Consider the following 16138-nt stretch of genomic DNA (forward strand, 5'->3'; position numbering starts at 1 on the left):
CCTGGTACGTAAGGGCGCTCAAGCCGTGTCCGTGCAGGAAAGTGTGCCGATCATAGAGGCTGACCCCAGGGCCTTCTAGCCACTCTCCAGTCTCCCTGAACAACGACCTGATCTGACAGATCGTTTCTGCCCCGAGCTGAACGGCTTCCCCTTTCCGTGGATCGGTTGTGACGTTCCGTGAGCGCGCGGGGTGTCGGAAGGCGTGCCCCCGCGGTGCGGGCGGACGGGGTCGAACGGCCGCCCCTCACCCTTCTGGTGCAGACAAACAGGGCAAAGTACTACGAATTCCGAAAATCTGGACGCGGCGTTCCCAAGATCCGCATCCGGAGGTCCCCGTGCAGCGTCCGCTCCCCTGGAAGGAACTCCTCGGCGACCGGGCGCCCGTGCTGCGCAGTACCGCGGCCATGCTCACCTCCCTCACCGCGCTCGCCGCGACCTCCCTGATCGCGGCGCCTTCCGCCGTGCCTCTGTCGGAGCCGTGCACGCTGCGGCGCACCCAGGCGCACCACTCGGAGGGTGTCGACACCTGGAACTCCGCCTATCCGCGCCCCACCCGCGACCTCGACGCCGTACTCGTATTCTTGTCATTCCCGGACGCGGCCCCTCTCACCACACCGGCCGAGCTGACCGCGGATCACTTTCCGGCCACCAGCGAGTTCTTCGAACGCGCGTCGTACGGCAAGTTCCGTCTCCGTCCCCATCCGCGCCGCGAGTGGCTGGAGATGCCTCAGCCGTCGACCGCGTACGCCATACGACGTGACTGGAACGCGACGCACCGGGCCGCCTACCTCAAGGACGCCCTCGCCACGGCCGACCCGCACGTCGACTTCTCCCGCTACGACATCGTGTACTTCGTCGCCGACCCGCACGCGCCCGGCGTCGACTCGGACGCGACGAAGGTGGTCAACCTGCGGACCCCGCTGGAGGTCGACGGCACGGGTCTGCGCCGGGTCGTCACCGTGTTCGAGCGGCATCCGCCGGACCGCCTCGTCCTCGCCCATGAGACAGGCCATGTCTTCGACCTCCCCGACCTCTATCACCGCCCCGCCGACGGCAAGGGCGACTGGGACACCCATGTCGGCGACTGGGACCTCATGGGCAGCCAGTTCGCCCTGGCCCCGGACCTGTTCGCCTGGCACAAGTGGAAGCTGGGCTGGCTGGAACCCCGCCAGGTGACCTGCGTACGCGGCGCCGGGACGACCCGGCTGACGCTGGAGGCGGTGGGGGCCGGGCCGAAGGGGGCGCACGAGGGGGAGACGGAGGAGGGCACGCAGGCCGGCGACGGCGAGGTGGGGCACGCGGGCGGGGGAGGGCGGCGCGTCGAGGGTGCCGGTGCCGTGGCCGGTGCCGTGGCCGTGGGCGCCGGGACCGCTTCCGGTGTCGGCGGCGGGGGCGGCGTCGCTGGGATCCCGGCCGGCGTGCGGGGGTTCGGTGCCGGCCGGGGGACGAAGCTGGCGGTCGTCCGTACGGGGCCCGACAGCGCGCTCGGTATCGAGGCGCGGGGCGCGGTCGGCAACGACGCCTCCGTCTGCACACAGGGCGTCCTCGTCTACCGCATCCGCAGCGGGGCCGAGTCCGGCGGCGGCCCCATGGAGGTCCTCGACGCCCACCCGCGCACCGAGGCCTGCTGGGAGGAGTCCGTCTACCCGCCGCTCGCGGACGCGCCGGTGCGTGTGGGCGAGACCTTCACGGTGCCGGGGGAGGCCGTGCGGGTGGCCGTGGAGGGGCGCACGCCGTCCGGGGCGTGGACCGTGCGGGTCACGACGGACTGGTGACGCGCGTCGGAACGGTGACGGCGGCGGCTCGGTGGCGCGCGGCGGGTCGGCGCGCAGGGGTTTCCCGGCACACGAGAGAAGCCCCCCGCTTCCGCGAGGGGCTTCTTCCGTGTCGTGCGCCGCCAGGGACTCGAACCCCGGACCCGCTGATTAAGAGTCAGCTGCTCTAACCAACTGAGCTAGCGGCGCCTGCTGACGTCGTAGACCTTAGCACCCTGATCGACGGGAGGAAAAATCGATACGCGCACGGTCGCGGAGGCGCTCGACCGGGCCGCTCGCACGGCCGCCCAGAGCAGTACCTCGGGCCCCGGAAGCCAAGGTCGCCGGGTGTCCGGGGCGACGAGCCAGCGGGACCCGAGCCGGGTGACGCCGGGGGTGTGGGAGGGCCCGGAACCGTCGGTGCCGGAGTCCTCGGGGGCGAGCACGGCAGGGACGGTGACCGCGTCGCCGGTGCCGTGGCAGAGGAGGGGCGGGACCGCGCCGGTGCGGCCGGGGGAGCCCCACTCCTCCCACTCCAGGAGGGTGGGCAGCCGCTGCGCGGTGCCGGGGGAGGCGAACAGGAGTACGCGCCCGCGGTAGACGGCGACCGGTCCGGAGCCGGGGCCCTCGGTCCACAACCGGTCGAGCATCCGCCGCCCGAAGAGCGCGGGCACGCTGACGACGTCGAAGACGCTGCCGCACGGCAGCACCACCGGCGCGGCCGGCCGCTCCTCCCAGAGGGTCAGGGTGCTTCGCGGATACGTTCCTGCCGAGGCGAGCCAAGCCGCCCCGTCCGCCGTGACGCCGGCGACATCGACCCCGTCCTCCGGGTACCTGCCCGTGCCCACTCCACCGCTCATGCCTCCAGGTCTACCGCCCGTGACCGGCCGCCCCCGAGCAGTTACCGGAAACTGGTACAGCAGATGGGCAAGTGGGGTATCTTGCCCACCCGGCATATGCCATAAGCGGTTTCAGGGGTGGATGCGACGGCACCCGGCGAGCGGGATCAGAGGGACTCCGGCCCGCTCACGTCCCGCCCCCGCGACAGGTCCCGTCCGAACTCCACCATCTTCTTGGCGTAGTCCTCGGTCCACTCCGCCCGCTCGGCGATGTCCGCCGGGGTCAGCCGGTCGAACCGCCGGGGATCGGCGAGCTGGGCCGCGGCGATCGCCTGGAACTCCACGGCCCGGTCCGCCGCCGCCCGGAACGCCTGCGCCAACTCCGTCGCCCGCGACAGCAGTGCCCGCGGGTCGTCGATCGACTCCAGATCGAAGAAGTGCTCGGGGTCGCCGGCCGCCTCCGCCGGCTCGAAGAGCAGGGGCGCGGGCCGCAGCCGCGGTTCGTTCCGACGCGACGTGGGCTCCGCCATGTCTTCTCCTCCTCGTACGACGGTTCATTCGGCCGGTCCCCGGGGGCGTCCCCGGGGGAGGGCCACCGTCCATTCTCTCGTGACCGCGCAAGTGGGCATCGGGCCCGTCCGGCGCCCCCACACCACCCCGCACGCACCCACGCCCCCCGAAATGCCCCGCCCGGCGGCGCCCCAACCCCGCTTCCTAGGGCTCCCACACCACCCGGTGCTCCGCCAGCGTCGCCAGGACCGCGTGGTTCGCCTCCCAGCCGTCCGGGAACTTCACGGTCACCCCCAGCTGGACCGGCTCGGTGGAGGGGTGGTCGTCCAGCAGGTCGGTCACGCCCGCCCGGCACACCACGACGCAGGCGTGCCGGTGCCGGGAGGCGAGCACGCACAGGCGGCCGGTCTCCAGGTGGAACGCCGTCGCGTCGGGGCGTCCGGAGAGCGGATGGAGGACGACCGTGACGTCGTACTCCCGCCCCTGGAGCCGGTTCGCCGTGTCCACGACCACGTCCGCGACCCCCAGCTCGGCCAGCGCGGTGCGCACGGCGGCCGCCTGGTCGCGGTGGGCCGTGCCGACGGCGATCCGGTCGGCGGTCAGCGGCACGGGCTCCTCGGACCGCTCCGAGGTCGCCGCCCCACCCCGGTCGAGGAGCCGCCGTACGACCTGGGCGACAGCCCGTACCGCCTCGGGGTCGGTGCGGGGGGTGTGCCGGGCCGGCAGCTCCAGCAGGCCCCACCCCGACTCGGCGGCCTCGTCGATGACCCGGTCCGGGCCGGAGCCGTCCGACGGCACCGCGAACCCGAGCCGCCGGTCCCCGTGGTCCGTGCCGCTGCGGAAGGGCGTGAAGGGGTAGAACGCGTCGGAGACCAGCGGCGCCGCCGACGCCGGGAGCCGCCACGACACCGGCAGCCGGTGCTGCGGCAACTCGGGGTTGTGGGCCAGCAGTGTCGTCACCGCCGAGGCCGACGGGTCGTACGACAGCCCCGCCCACTGCTCGCTGCCCACGATCGCGAACGGGTCCAACTGCCCCGGGTCGCCCACGAACAGTGCCCGCTCGAACAGCCCGGCGACCGCCAGCAGCGCGTCCGACCGCATCTGGTACGCCTCGTCGACGATCGCGTGCCGCCACGGCTCGACGCCCTTGACGTGCGCCCACTTCGCGGCCGTGGAGATCACCACGTCCAGCCCGGCCAGATCGGTCGCCTTCGTCGACTTCCGTACGTTCGCCAGGGCGTCCAGCGCCTTGTCGTACGGGTCGCTGTCGCTGCTGTGCAGCCGGCCGACCGGCAGCTCCGGGTCCTTCTCCGCGAGCCGGACCACCAGATCGTCGACCTGCGCGTTCGTCTGTGCGATGACCATCAGGGGGCGCCCGGCGGAGGCGAGTTCGAGCGCGGCGCGGACGACGAGCGTCGACTTGCCCGCGCCGGGCGGCGAGTCGACGACGACCCCGCGCGCGTCGCCGTGCAGCGTGTCGCGCAGGATGGCGTCGGTGGCGCGGCCGGCCGCCGCCCCGGGGTCGAGCACGGCCTCGGCGGGGGTCACAGGGTGTCCTCCTCGGTCACCGGGTCCGGCAGCGGCACGGCGTCGGGCTCACCCGGCGGCCCGCCGTGCGTCCACGGTGTGTCCTCCGGGTCGGGCAGCTTCGCCCCGCCCCGCTGGTCGTGTTCGAAGAGGGTGAAGCAGAGCAGGTCCCCCTTCTCCGGGACGGACCCCGCCTCCGGCTCCTTGCCGCGCCCCATCTTGTCCATGATCCGCAGCACCAGCAGGCTCTCGCCCCCGCCGGCCGCCTCGCCCTGCTCGTGCCCCACGAACTCCGCCGTCTGCGGCTTCCCGCCCAGCGAGCGGTACACCTTCGCGCGCTCCCCGAGATGCGGCCGGTCCCGCGTCAGCAGGGTGACCAGCGGCCGCGGGCTCGGGCGTCTGCCCTCGCTGTACGCCATGACCACGTCCACCACCTCACCGGCGAACGCCTCCCCGGCCAGCCGCCGCCCGGCCATCACCAGCGGGTCGTCCAGGGCCTCCTGGGCGTCGAGGCGGGCCTGTTCACGCTCGCGCGCGGCCAGCTTGTTCGCCGCGGTGACCGCGTCGTCGATGCGCGGCTGCGGGGGCTCCCCGGCGACGATCCGGTCCCGGTGGCCGGTGAAGGACCAGCGGTCGCGGGTCCACCGGTCGGCCGCGTGGGCCCCCTCCGGCAGGGCGCGCAGCAGGTCGAGGCCGTGCCACACCGCGTCCCAGGTGGGCCGGGTGCGGCTGTCGACCAGGGCGCGGATCTCCCGCTCGGCGGCGGTCAGCGCGCCCAGCCGGTCGTCGGCCTCCAGACCGTCCTCGGCGGCGGCCAGCGCGAGCCGCGCCCGGTCGTACCGCTCGATGGCCGGGGCCAGCAGCTTGTTGTCGAACGCCGGATCGGTGGCGGGTCCGGCGGGCGGGCACAGCAACTGGCCGTCGGCGTCCCGCGCCAGCTCCGCCCGCCGCGCCGCCTCCTCGCCCGACTCCCCGTCCGGCGGGTCGATCCAGGCGAGCAGCGACCCGAGGTGCTGGTCCTCCACCCCGGACTGGCCGGTGGCCCAGTGCTTCGACAGCAGGTCGGTGAGCGCGAGCAGCAGCGAGGAGCCCGGCACCCGTGCCCGCTCCCCGAAGTGGGTGAGCCACCGCCCGAGCAACGGCACCCGCGGCGGTGCCGGATGGGGCGCCTCCGGGTCCTGCTCGGCGGTGCGCCGGAACCGCATGGAGCGCCCGAGGAGCCGTAGGAAGTCGATGCCCGTCCGGCTCGGCAGGATCAACTGCGGGGCGTCCGCGCACAGTTCGACCTCGACCTTGACGCGTTTGCCGGTCTCCGGGTCGGTCTCGCTCCGCTCGGCGGCCTCCACCACGTCGGCGTAGCCGTCCACGTACGGCAGGACGATGTCGGCGAGCTCGGCGAGGAACGCGAAGCGCAGGTCACGGTCGCGGGGCTGCGGCACCACCAGCAGGCGGGGCGCGTCCCGGTCGGTGCCGACGAGCGCGCCGAGCGGGGCGCCCGCCTCACCGGCGGTGATGAGCGGCACGAGCACGAGGGGGTGGGCGGAGAGGTGCCGGTGCAGGACGGTGGCGGCGGGCTGGGCGCGGCCCGTGCTGACGGCTTCGAGGCGGGCGAGGGTGGCGATCAGCGACACGGAACCCCCTCCGGCGCCGAGCCGGGAAGGGTGGCCGCCAGCGCCTCGGCCCGTAGCTCCGCCGCTCTGCGCAGCGCGGCCACGGCCGGGTCGTCCGGGTCGCCGGCGAGGCCGTGGGCCGCCGCCAGCACGTCGTCGACGGTGGTGAGGCCGCCGAGCTCCGCGCGTGCGGCCCGGCCCAGGGACGTCACCGCGCCCTCCGTGCGGGAGCGGGCCCGGCAGTGGAAGGCGAGTTCACAGGCGGCGAGGCACTCGGGGGCGTAGGCCGCGGGCAGCGCCTCGACGGCCGTCGTCAGCTGCTCCCGGGGCTGGTCCGGGGCGAAACAGGTGCCCTCGGGCAGCTCGTCCGCGATCTCCTCGATGCGGGTCAGCCGGGTCAACTGGCGCCGGGTGACCGCCCGCTGCTTGCGGATGTCCACCGCCGCGGCCGTCGGGAGGTTGGTGAAGTCCTTGGGGCAGACCAGCAGCACCCGGTGGCGGACCTCCGGCGCGGGGGCGCCCCCGCGGCTCCCGCCGCCGAGCCGGGCGGCGACCTCCTCCAGCGCCAGCACGTACACCGCGGACTGGCGGGCGGCGGCGCCCACCTTCGCCGGGTCCGCCGAACCGTCCAGCATCGGGAAGGACTTGATCTCGACGACCGACCAGGTGCCGTCCGGGTGGACCACCACCGCGTCCGGCTCCAGGAACGCGGGGGAGCCCGCGACGTCGAGTGCGAGCATGGGGTGGTCGAGCAGCGTCCAGCCGCCGGTGTCCGTGGCCTCGCGCAGCGCCAGTGCCGTACGGGCGGCGCGGCCCTCGGGGCCGACGGCGGCGAGGTCGGGGACCGAGGCCGAGGCCGGCGGCTCGGCGCCGGGATCCAGTCTCTCGTGCACCAGCCGCAGCAGCTCCGCGCCGCCGTCCGCCTTGACGCGGGCCTCGAAGGCGTTGCCCCGCATGAAGGCGAACTGGGACTGGCCGAAGGCGGAGGGCGAGCCGAGCGCGCCCGCCAGGACCGCCTTGTTCACCCCCGCGCCGTCCAGCAGCGCGCGGCGCTCGCAGCCCGGGTTGGCCGCGAGCGCGGCGAGGGCGCGGGCGTCCAGCGCCTTGGGTGGGACCTCGGGTCCGCGCAGCTCAGCGAGCCGCTGCCGCAGCGCTGTCCCCTGCTTCCGAGGGGGCGGCACCCGGCTCGGGTTCGGTGATCCGCTGCCGTGGAATTCGCTCACCCGGGGAAGTCTGGCACTCTCCACTGACAATGGGGGAGATCGAGGCCCGAGAGGCGGCCGTGACCGCGGTGGCGGTGGCGGGCTCCTGCGCGCGCGGTCGGTCGTCGCCGTCGAGCCGGCTCGCGGCCATCGCGCCGAGGCCGAGCGAGCCGCGCCACTGGTCCGCCAGCCGCAGCACCAGCGGCGTCAGCAGCAGGCCCACCCCCATCACGGCGGCGCCCGCCACCGCGTCGAGGAAGTAGTGGTTCGCGGTGCCCATCACGACGATCGTGGTGATCAGCGGGTAGGCGACGGCCGCGGTCCGCGCGAGCCGTGAGCCGCCCGCGAAGCGCCACAGGATCACCCCGCACCACAGGGCCCAGCCGACGTGCAGGCTCGGCATCGCCGCGTACTGGTTCGTCATGCCGCCCAGGCCCCGGGGCGCGCTGGCCTCGCCGCCCCACCAGCCCCACGAGCTGTACTGGGCCATGGTGTCGACGAAGCCGTGGGCGGGGTCGAGCAGCCGGGGCGGGCAGGTGGGCAGCAGGGTGAAGCCGATGAGGCCGATGAAGGTGGAGGTCAGCAGCCAGGTGCGGGCCGCGCGGTAGCGCACGGTGCGGGACCGGAAGAGCCAGACCAGGAGCACGGGGGTGACCAGGTAGTGCAGCGAGGCGTACCAGAAGTCGGCGGGTATCCCGATCCAGGGTTCACGGGTGAACAGACGGTTCAGCGGATGCTCGGCGTTGAGCCGGAACGCCTTCTCGATCCGCAGGATCGCCAGACCGTGCTCGACGGCGTGGGAGGTGTCGCCGCGGGCGAGCAGGCGGCCCGCCGAGTACGCCCCGTACACCAGGAGGATCAGCGGCAGCTCGGTCCACCAGCGGAGCCGCGTGCCCGGCGCCGCCTCGGTAACCGGTGCGCCGGTCTTTCTGGAAACCGGTGCCTCGGTCGCCTCGGTCTGCGGCATCCGAACGTCCTCCCCCGTCTGTGTGTGTCGCTGCGTCGATGTTCATCTGTGTGTGGTGCTGGTGTGGCTCTTGAGCAAGACGATGTCCAAGACGCTGGGATCGTCCGTCGGGTTGCCCCACGACAGCGTGAGCGATGATGGAGGCATCCGCCTCCGATTTCTCCCTTCTCGCGAGAAGGACCCCCGGAAAGGTCGCTCATGGCACCGCGCATCCTGCTGGCCCGGCACGGACAGACGGAATGGTCCCTGCTCGGAAAGCACACCGGCAGGACGGACATCCCGCTCCTCGAAGAGGGCCGGCGCGGCGCCAAGCTCCTCGGGGAGCGTCTGCACCGGGCGCCCCTGGACGGGCTGCCCGGTGTCGACGTCCGTACGAGTCCCCTCTCCCGCGCGCGTGAGACCTGCGATCTGGCCGGCTTCGGCGACCGGGCCACCGAGTGGGACACGCTGATGGAGGTGGACTACGGGGCGTACGAGGGACTGACCCCCGCCGAGATCCAGGCCTTCCGGCCGGGCTGGCTGATGTGGCGCGACGGCGTCCCCGACGGCGAGACCCTGGAGCAGCTCTCCGCGCGCGCGGACGAGGTGGTCGCATGGGCGCGGTCCGCCGAGCGCGACGTGCTCGTCTTCGCCCACGGACATGTGCTGCGCTCCATAGCCGCCCGCTGGCTGGGCCTGGACCTCGGCTTCGCCGCCCGCGTCCGCCTCAACCCGACGTCCCTGTCGGTCCTCGGCTGGGCCTACGGCGACCCGGCGATCGAGTCCTGGAACGACACGGGGCACCTGGCGGGCTGAGGCGCGTGCACTCGGGGCCCGCCGCCCCGGCCGGAACCGGCGGTCAGGCCGTCCGCGCGACCCCCGCGTGGCGTTCCAGGAACGCCGACACCCCCGACGCCCGCCGGTGCGGCAGCAGGACCCGTGCCGTGCCCGCCAGCATCTGCTGGACACGGGAGGACTGGACCTCGTCGAGGAGGTCGAGGACCCGCATGCCGGCGGCCGCGGCCTCGTCGGGACGCCCCCCGCGCGCGAGGTCGTCCGCGAGTTCGGCGGTGTAGAGCGCGATGTTCCGGGTGAAGTGCGGGTTCTGCAGACCGGCCGCCCGGCGCGCGTGCCGGGCCGCCCGGGGCCAGTCGCCCAGCGTCGACCAGCACTGCGCCTCCAGGCCCTCCAGCTCGGCCTCCCCGTAGAAGCTCATCCACTCCGGGTCGGCCTCGGCGGCGCCGCGCCCGAACAGGGCGTGGGCGCGGGCCAGCGCCTGCTCGCACCCGGTGCGGTCGGCGAGCCCCGCCCAGCCGCCCGCCTCCCGCAGCGCCAGCAGGGACATCAGCCGGGGCGAGCCCAGCGGCCGGGCGACCCGCTGCGCGGCCTGCGCCGCCCGGACCGCCTCACGCGGCCGGCCCGCGTCGCGCGCCAGGAACGCCGTGTTGCAGAACGCGTGCGCCTCGAGACCCGGGTCCCCGGACATCCGGGCCGTGGCGAGCGCCTCCGCGTAGTGCGAGCGGGCGTCGTCGAAGCGCCCCGAGTCATGGGCCAGCCAGCCCACGGAGATGGCCAGTTCGCCCGCCCCCGCGTACAGCCGGTCGGCGGTGCGCTGCCGGGTGGTGCCCGCGTCGAGCAGTGCGTACGCGGCCCGCAGCGGCGCCGAGGCCCTGCGGTACAGCCCGTCCGCCCCGTGCCGGTCGTCCAGCAGCCGGATCTTGCGCACGGCGGCTTCGAGGGCCCCCGCCTCCCCCGTGCCCGCCCGGTGCACGGGCCGGGGCGCGGCCGAGGCCGCGCCGCCGAGGGCGAAGGGGCCGAGGGAGGCGGCCGCCATCGCGGCGGTACCTCCGGTCATGAACGCGCGACGCTGCACGTCGCTCTCCTCGTCGTTCTGGTACGCCTGGTGCGTGCCCCGCCGGCCGCGCACATAGCCCGTGTCGCCCCGCGGGTCCTGCATGTCGTACATCTCTTGCGTGTCATACGGCTCGTACGCCCCTTCCGCCTCACCCTCCCTTCCGTATGAGGAGTGCGAGCGGCTCTTGTTGCGAGGGGAGGGCGCCTCGTCGGTGGGGCGCGCCCCCCGACCGCGTACCTCCGCGCGGGGCGCGAAACCCAGGTCCGTCAGCGTTCGGCCGGGAAACATGTGCAGGAACACCCGTTCGTACGCGTAGTTCGGGCAGCGGATCTCGCCCGCCTCGACCCGTCCGACGTACCGCGCGTCACAGCTCACCCGCTCGCCGATCTCACGCGCGGCCCGCCGCACCGCGGCGGCGAACTCGCCCGGCGAGCGCTGCCCGCGCAGCTGCCTGAAGGCGGAATTCGGCCGTTGTGGACGGGGGGACTGGGACGAGGTCACCGATGACGACGTCATGGCCGGGCCCTCTCTCGCGAACCGTCGAACCATGCCGGATTCAGTAGGACTTGTATGCGTGGTGCACGGTTGGTTCCGCTGTGTCCGGCGGGGCAAGAACGTACCCGCCCCATCGGGGCCCCCACGCGAGGTTTGGCTACAAACCGGATATCTCATCCAGGATCTGCCATGAACTGCCATCCTTTGCGGCGCAGTTTCGCCGTAGCCGTTGACAGGGAGGCGCGTTGGGCAGGGCGCTGGTAGGCGTGGGAGGCCCGGATGAAGAACCTCGAACCCCGTTCCGATTGCGACCTGGTGACCGTGCCCACGCGGCAGGGGCTGGAGGCCGTCGACATCCTGCGGCGGGGCGCCCTCGACGCGGTGGGGCCCGTCATGACGGTCGGACCCGTACTGCACGACGACACGTGCGACACGCTCGGATTCCTGGTGCCGCCCGGTACGGCCGACGCGTGGGACGTGCCCGGGAGCACCTGCACACAGAGCGACGGGCGGGGGGCCGTCCTGGCTCCTCCGGAGGGCGCGGGCTGGCTGCTGCCGCCGGGGGAGGCGGACCTCGCGACCGATCCGACGGTGCTGCGCGCCGCGCTGGGGGAGGCGGCGCGGCTGATCGAGGCCGCGGACAACTGCCTTTGATTTCAGCGCCGGTCGCCGTGGGGGTTCTGTTCGTCGCCGGGTGCGGGTTCGTCGTGGTTGAACGCGCAGTTCCCCGCACCCCTGGAACGGGCCTGCGGCCCGAAGGGTGCGCTCCCCATGCGGCGCGGCTGTCCGCGTCCAGGCCGATAATGGGTGAATGGGCAGGTCGAAGAAAGGGCAGGGGCGGCGTGGGCGGGATGCCGACGTCGTGGTCGAGGAGGTCGACGGGGGGCTCGCGGAGCTGGTGCCGGACCGGGAGCGGGCCCGGGCCTGGACCCTGCTGGTCGACGGGGCGCCCCAGTCGCACGTGGATCTCGACGACCCGGCGTATCTGTCCTTCGAGTACCAACGCAGGCTCGGGCATGTGATCGATCTGGTCGCCCCGGCCGGACGGCCCGTGCACGCCGTGCACCTCGGCGGCGGCGCCTTCACCCTCGCCCGGTACGTCGCCGCCACCCGCCCCCGCTCCACCCAGCAGGTCGTCGAGCGTGACGCGGCCCTCGTCCAACTCGTCCGGCGGGAGCTGCCGTTGGACCCGGGCGCGCGCATACGGGTGCGGTCGACGGACGCGCGCGAGGGGCTCGCGAAAGTGCCCGACGGGTGGGCGGACCTGGTGATCGCCGACGTGTTCAGCGCGGCGCGCACCCCGGCGCACCTGACGTCGACGGAGTTCCTCACGGACGTACGCCGGGTCGTGAAGCCCGGCGGTTGCTACGCCGCCAACCTCGCCGACGGTCCGCCGCTGGCCCATCTGCGCGCCCAGATCGCCACCGCGGCCGTCGTCTTCCCCGAACTGGCGCTGGTCGCCGACCCGACCGTGCTGCGGGGCAGACGATTCGGCAACGCGGTGCTCGTCGCCTCCGACCGACCCCTCCCGATCGCCGAGCTGACCCGTCGCGCCGCCTCCGACCCGCACCCCGGCCGCGTCGAACACGGCCGCGCGCTCACCGACTTCACGGGCGGAGCGGTGCCGGTGACGGACGCGGCGGCGACCGCCTCACCGGCACCGCCGTCGTCGGTGTTCCGCTGAGCCCACCGCTCTGTCCCGACCACCGCGCTGTCCCGCCGAGCCCACCGCTCGACCTCAGAAGTTCTGGACGTCCACCCTGGGCGCACTGTCGTGCCAGGTGCAGAAGACCGACACCCGGTCCGCACCGGCGGCGAAGTCGACCCGGATCCAGGTCTCGGTCTTCCACACCTGCATCGACCAACCTGGGCCGGGCGTCGCCGACACGAGGGTCGCGTCACTCTCGCCGAGCGAGAGGACAACCCGGCCGCCCTCGGTGTCGTAGGCCTTGACCTCACCCTGGTCGGCCGGGGCGCCCGTTCCCGGACGGGGGCCGGGCGTCGCGGACTGCGACGGTGCGGACGGGGTCGGGGACGGCTTCTTGCCGTCGCCGTCCCTGCCGTCGTCCTCGCCGCCGCCCTTCCGCTCACCCGCGCTCCGCGACGGTTCCGGGAGCGGGGTGGGCGTGTCCGGTGCGGGCGCGCCCTCGGCCCGGGCGTCGGCGGCCGTGATGGGCAGCGCGCGGGGCGGGTCGTAGGCGGTGCCGGCCAGCACCGTGTGGACGCCCCACCACGTCACCGTGACCGCCGCGCCCGTGGCGAGCAGCCAGGCCAGTACGTGTAGGAGACCTCTGCGCATCGCGGCCATACTGCCCCACCGGCCCCGGTGGTGTCGTGGGCGGACGAGTTGTCCACAGGTTCCGACCGGCCTCTGCCGTTTGGCGTACGGTGCGGCGCATGGCAAGTGTGCTCGTGGTCGAGGACGACCAGTTCGTACGCTCGGCGCTGATCAGGCATCTGACCGACGCCGCCCACACCGTGCGCAGCGTCGGTACGGCGCTGGAGGCGCTGCGCGAGGTCGCGCACGTCCGCTTCGACGTGGTCATCCTCGACCTCGGCTTGCCCGACCTCGACGGCTCGGAGGCGCTGAAGATGCTGCGCGGCATCACGGACGTCCCGGTGATCATCGCGACCGCGCGGGACGACGAGTCGGAGATCGTCCGCCTGCTGAACGCGGGCGCGGACGACTACCTGACCAAGCCGTTCTCGGTCGAGCACCTGTCCGCCCGGATGGCGGCCGTGCTGCGCCGCTCCCGCGCGTCGGGCGCCGAGGCGCCACCGTCCACGGTGATCCGGGTCGGCGGCCTCGCGATCGACCCGCTGCGGCGTCAGGCCGAGCTGGACGGCGTACGACTCGACCTCACCCGGCGCGAGTTCGACCTGCTCGCCTTCCTCGCGGGCCGGCCCGGTGTCGTCGTCGCGCGCAGGGAGCTGCTGGCGGAGGTGTGGCAGCAGTCGTACGGCGACGACCAGACCATCGACGTCCATCTGTCCTGGCTGCGCAGGAAGTTGGGGGAGACGGCGGCGCAGCCCCGCTATCTGCACACGCTGCGGGGCGTCGGGGTGAAGCTGGAGCCGCCGGGGGCGGGGGCGCGGCCATGAGGCGGGCATCGCGCCGGGCGTGCGGGACGGTGCTGCCATGAGGTGGGCGCTGGTCAAGGTGTGTCTGGCGGTGACGGCGATGGTCGTGGTGGCCTTCGCGGTGCCGCTCGGGCTGGTGGTCAGGGAGATGGCGCGGGACCGGGCGTTCTCGGGTGCCGAGCGGGAGGCGGCCGCGATCGCCCCGGCGCTCTCCATCACCACCGACCGGGAGCAGCTGGAGCGGGTCGTCGCCGCGGCCGGGTCGGACGACGGGATGGCGGTGCACCTGCCGGCGGACGGCGCCGGGTCCGCCGGGCTCGACCTGGGCCGGCAGCGCGCCTCGGACGAGGACATCGCCACCGTGCGGAGGCTGGGCCGGGCCTCCACCACCGAGGTGCCCGGCGGGTCCACGCTGCTCCAGCCGACCGCGCTCAGCTCCGGCGAGATAGCGGTCGTCGAGGTGTTCGTGCCCGAGTCGGCGGTGAGCAACGGGGTCGCCACGGCGTGGGCGGTGCTCGCCGCGGTGGGCGCGCTGCTGATCGTCGGCTCGGTCGCGGTGGCCGACCGGCTGGGGGTGCGGATGGTCCGGCCCGCGCGGCGGCTGGTCGAGAGCGCGCGTGAACTGGGGGAGGGGCAGCTGGGCGTGCGGGTGCCCGAGCGGGGGCCGAAGGAGCTGCGGCTGGCGGCGGTGGCGTTCAACGCGATGGCGGACCAGGTGGTGCAGTTGCTGGCGAACGAGCGCGAGCTGGCGGCGGACCTGTCGCACCGGTTGCGCACCCCGCTGACCGTGCTGCGGCTGAACGCGGCCTCCCTCGGCGACGGGCCGGCCGCCGAGCAGACGCGGGCGGCGGTGGAGCAGCTGGAGCGAGAGGTCGACACGATCATCCGTACGGCACGGGAGGCCAAGCCGCGGACGGCGGTGGCCGGGCCGGGCGCCGGGTGCGACGCGGCCGAGGTGGTCCGGGAGCGGATGGCGTTCTGGTCGGCGCTCGCGGAGGACGAGGGCCGCAAGTGGCGGGTGGCCGGGGTCGAGCGCCCGGTCCGCGCACCCGTGGCCCGGGCCGACCTGGCTGCCGCGCTGGACGCCCTCCTCGGCAATGTCTTCCGGCACACGGCGGAGGGCACGGCGTTCGCGCTGGACGTTCACAACGGCGAGGACGCGGTGATCGTTCTCGTCTCCGACGCCGGTCCCGGCATCGCCGATCCCGAGGCCGCGATGGCCCGGGGCCGGGGCTCCGGCAGCGACGGCTCGACCGGTCTGGGCCTCGACATAGTGCGCCGCCTCGCCGAGTCGACCGGCGGTGATGTGCGCATCGGGTCGTCGGTGCTGGGCGGGACCGAGGTGCGGATATGGATCCAGCTGAACGGCGGCGGCGCGACGGACGGCAGGGCCGCGGGGCGGAAGGGACACCGGGGCGCCTCCCTACGCCGTCGCAAACAGAGCAAGGCCTTCTCGGGCCTCGGCCCGTCACGTGTCTCGTCGTGATCGGGCTTGTGTGTTCACTGTGTCCTCGTATGGGGGTGCATGTCCGCGAGTGACGTGGCTCACGTGTGTGTCGGTCACGTTTCGACAACCAGGGATTACGTTTCAACAAAGGGGGACAAGAAGTCTTGACTCATGACATGACATAGAGCTGTTATGGCGGCCACCGTGTTCGGTCGAGTTGGTTTCTGATTGTTTTCGATCAGTAGTCGGCGAGGGCCATTGCGACCGAACCACCTGTCCCCAGGGAGCCGTACATGCATCTCACACCTTCCGGTCTCGCCGTCCCCGGCACGAGCCGTCGCACCCTGCTGCGGGGCATAGGCGGGGCGGCCGCGCTCGGCGCTGGAGTTCCCCTGCTCAGCGCCTGTGGCGGCAGCGGCGGTGGCGCCACGGACTCGAAGACCGTCAGCGTCGGCTCCAACGCGTCGGACGCGGTGCCGAAGCAGGCGTTCGCCGAGATCTACGCGGCCTTCAAGAAGCAGTCCGGGATCGCGGTCGACGTGAACACCAAGGACCACAACACGTTCCAGGAGCAGATCAACTCCTACCTCCAGGGCACCCCGGACGACGTGTTCCACTGGTTCGCCGGCTACCGGATGCAGTTCTTCGCGGCCAAGGGCCTCGCCACCTCGATCGACGACGTGTGGGACAAGATCGGGGGCAACTTCCCCGAGGCGATGAAGAAGCTCAGCCAGGGCGAGGACGGCAAGTCCTACTTCGTGCCGCTGTACACCTACCCCTGGGCGCTCTTCTACCGCAAGAGCGTCTTCCAGGAGAAGGGCTACGAGGTTCCCACCACGTGGGACCAGCTGATCGCCCTGTGCAAGCAGATG

The 16138-nt window shown here is 73.5% G+C and carries 15 protein-coding genes and 1 tRNA gene; 7 read left to right on the forward strand and 9 right to left on the reverse strand.

Features of this window, described 5'->3' with window-relative positions:
- The first annotated feature begins 335 nt into the window (after nucleotides 1-335).
- A complete protein-coding gene (locus HW837_RS34840; protein ID WP_045560574.1) occupies nucleotides 336-1775 on the forward strand; it encodes a M6 family metalloprotease domain-containing protein in 1440 nt (479 codons plus the stop codon).
- Nucleotides 1776-1890: 115 nt separating this feature from the next.
- Here the strand turns inward: HW837_RS34840 and HW837_RS34845 are convergent.
- From HW837_RS34845 to HW837_RS34875, 7 genes are all read right to left on the reverse strand, one after another.
- A tRNA-Lys gene (locus HW837_RS34845) sits at nucleotides 1891-1964 on the reverse strand.
- Nucleotides 1955-2614, reverse strand: coding sequence for a bifunctional DNA primase/polymerase (locus HW837_RS34850; RefSeq protein WP_086787682.1), 660 nt, complete (start codon nucleotides 2612-2614; stop codon nucleotides 1955-1957). Before HW837_RS34850 ends, HW837_RS34845 begins: the two co-directional genes overlap by 10 nt.
- A gap of 146 nt (nucleotides 2615-2760) precedes the next feature.
- The gene (locus tag HW837_RS34855) at nucleotides 2761-3123 is read right to left on the reverse strand and encodes a hypothetical protein (RefSeq protein ID WP_045560573.1); all 363 of its coding nucleotides are present in this window, start codon (nucleotides 3121-3123) and stop codon (nucleotides 2761-2763) included.
- A gap of 184 nt (nucleotides 3124-3307) precedes the next feature.
- Nucleotides 3308-4651, reverse strand: coding sequence for an AAA domain-containing protein (locus tag HW837_RS34860; protein WP_093791611.1), 1344 nt, complete (start codon nucleotides 4649-4651; stop codon nucleotides 3308-3310).
- Nucleotides 4648-6261: a hypothetical protein gene (locus tag HW837_RS34865; protein ID WP_193381116.1), complete on the reverse strand. Its 1614-nt coding sequence runs from the start codon at nucleotides 6259-6261 to the stop codon at nucleotides 4648-4650. Before HW837_RS34865 ends, HW837_RS34860 begins: the two co-directional genes overlap by 4 nt.
- A complete protein-coding gene (locus tag HW837_RS34870; RefSeq protein ID WP_193381168.1) occupies nucleotides 6252-7421 on the reverse strand; it encodes a hypothetical protein in 1170 nt (389 codons plus the stop codon). Before HW837_RS34870 ends, HW837_RS34865 begins: the two co-directional genes overlap by 10 nt.
- Nucleotides 7372-8409: a phosphatase PAP2 family protein gene (locus tag HW837_RS34875; RefSeq protein ID WP_045560569.1), complete on the reverse strand. Its 1038-nt coding sequence runs from the start codon at nucleotides 8407-8409 to the stop codon at nucleotides 7372-7374. Before HW837_RS34875 ends, HW837_RS34870 begins: the two co-directional genes overlap by 50 nt.
- A gap of 198 nt (nucleotides 8410-8607) precedes the next feature.
- Between HW837_RS34875 and HW837_RS34880 the strand changes: the two genes are divergently transcribed.
- A complete protein-coding gene (locus tag HW837_RS34880) occupies nucleotides 8608-9204 on the forward strand; it encodes a histidine phosphatase family protein (protein ID WP_045560568.1) in 597 nt (198 codons plus the stop codon).
- Between the two features lie 43 nt (nucleotides 9205-9247).
- Here the strand turns inward: HW837_RS34880 and HW837_RS34885 are convergent, their stop codons facing one another.
- Nucleotides 9248-10759 carry an NsdA family TPR-like regulatory protein gene (locus tag HW837_RS34885; protein WP_045560567.1) on the reverse strand — a complete coding sequence of 504 codons (1512 nt, stop codon included), beginning with the start codon at nucleotides 10757-10759 and terminating at the stop codon, nucleotides 9248-9250.
- A 258-nt stretch (nucleotides 10760-11017) separates the two neighbouring features.
- Between HW837_RS34885 and HW837_RS34890 the strand changes: the two genes are divergently transcribed.
- Nucleotides 11018-11392, forward strand: a complete 375-nt coding sequence (locus HW837_RS34890; protein ID WP_045560566.1) for a hypothetical protein — start codon at nucleotides 11018-11020, stop codon at nucleotides 11390-11392.
- A gap of 157 nt (nucleotides 11393-11549) precedes the next feature.
- Nucleotides 11550-12422 (forward strand): spermidine synthase, encoded by an 873-nt coding sequence (locus HW837_RS34895; RefSeq protein WP_045560565.1) that lies wholly within the window; start codon nucleotides 11550-11552, stop codon nucleotides 12420-12422.
- 54 nt (nucleotides 12423-12476) lie between these two features.
- Here the strand turns inward: HW837_RS34895 and HW837_RS34900 are convergent, their stop codons facing one another.
- Nucleotides 12477-13046 carry a hypothetical protein gene (locus HW837_RS34900; RefSeq protein ID WP_107073783.1) on the reverse strand — a complete coding sequence of 190 codons (570 nt, stop codon included), beginning with the start codon at nucleotides 13044-13046 and terminating at the stop codon, nucleotides 12477-12479.
- An 89-nt stretch (nucleotides 13047-13135) separates the two neighbouring features.
- On the opposite strand from HW837_RS34900, the gene HW837_RS34905 reads away from it, so the two are divergent.
- The 3 genes from HW837_RS34905 to HW837_RS34915 all read left to right on the forward strand — a co-directional run.
- Nucleotides 13136-13840 (forward strand): response regulator transcription factor, encoded by a 705-nt coding sequence (locus HW837_RS34905; protein WP_045560564.1) that lies wholly within the window; start codon nucleotides 13136-13138, stop codon nucleotides 13838-13840.
- Between the two features lie 37 nt (nucleotides 13841-13877).
- The gene (locus HW837_RS34910; protein ID WP_093791621.1) at nucleotides 13878-15305 is read left to right on the forward strand and encodes a sensor histidine kinase; all 1428 of its coding nucleotides are present in this window, start codon (nucleotides 13878-13880) and stop codon (nucleotides 15303-15305) included.
- 254 nt (nucleotides 15306-15559) lie between these two features.
- Nucleotides 15560-16138: ABC transporter substrate-binding protein (locus tag HW837_RS34915; RefSeq protein ID WP_193381115.1), on the forward strand; the 579-nt coding region annotated here is incomplete at its 3' end.

The sequence above is a fragment of the Streptomyces caniscabiei genome, assembly GCF_014930365.1.
Taxonomy (GTDB): Bacteria; Actinomycetota; Actinomycetes; order Streptomycetales; family Streptomycetaceae; genus Streptomyces; species Streptomyces caniscabiei.

Bases quoted from the DNA above. Each gene is read 5' to 3' on its own strand.
- HW837_RS34850 (WP_086787682.1), bottom strand. From the start codon at position 2,614: ATGAGCGGTGGAGTGGGCACGGGCAGGTACCCGGAGGACGGGGTCGAT.
- HW837_RS34855 (WP_045560573.1), bottom strand. From the start codon at position 3,123: ATGGCGGAGCCCACGTCGCGTCGGAACGAACCGCGGCTGCGGCCCGCG.
- HW837_RS34875 (WP_045560569.1), bottom strand. From the start codon at position 8,409: ATGCCGCAGACCGAGGCGACCGAGGCACCGGTTTCCAGAAAGACCGGC.
- HW837_RS34880 (WP_045560568.1), top strand. From the start codon at position 8,608: ATGGCACCGCGCATCCTGCTGGCCCGGCACGGACAGACGGAATGGTCC.
- HW837_RS34885 (WP_045560567.1), bottom strand. From the start codon at position 10,759: ATGACGTCGTCATCGGTGACCTCGTCCCAGTCCCCCCGTCCACAACGG.
- HW837_RS34890 (WP_045560566.1), top strand. From the start codon at position 11,018: ATGAAGAACCTCGAACCCCGTTCCGATTGCGACCTGGTGACCGTGCCC.
- HW837_RS34895 (WP_045560565.1), top strand. From the start codon at position 11,550: ATGGGCAGGTCGAAGAAAGGGCAGGGGCGGCGTGGGCGGGATGCCGAC.
- HW837_RS34900 (WP_107073783.1), bottom strand. From the start codon at position 13,046: ATGGCCGCGATGCGCAGAGGTCTCCTACACGTACTGGCCTGGCTGCTC.
- HW837_RS34905 (WP_045560564.1), top strand. From the start codon at position 13,136: ATGGCAAGTGTGCTCGTGGTCGAGGACGACCAGTTCGTACGCTCGGCG.
- HW837_RS34910 (WP_093791621.1), top strand. From the start codon at position 13,878: ATGAGGTGGGCGCTGGTCAAGGTGTGTCTGGCGGTGACGGCGATGGTC.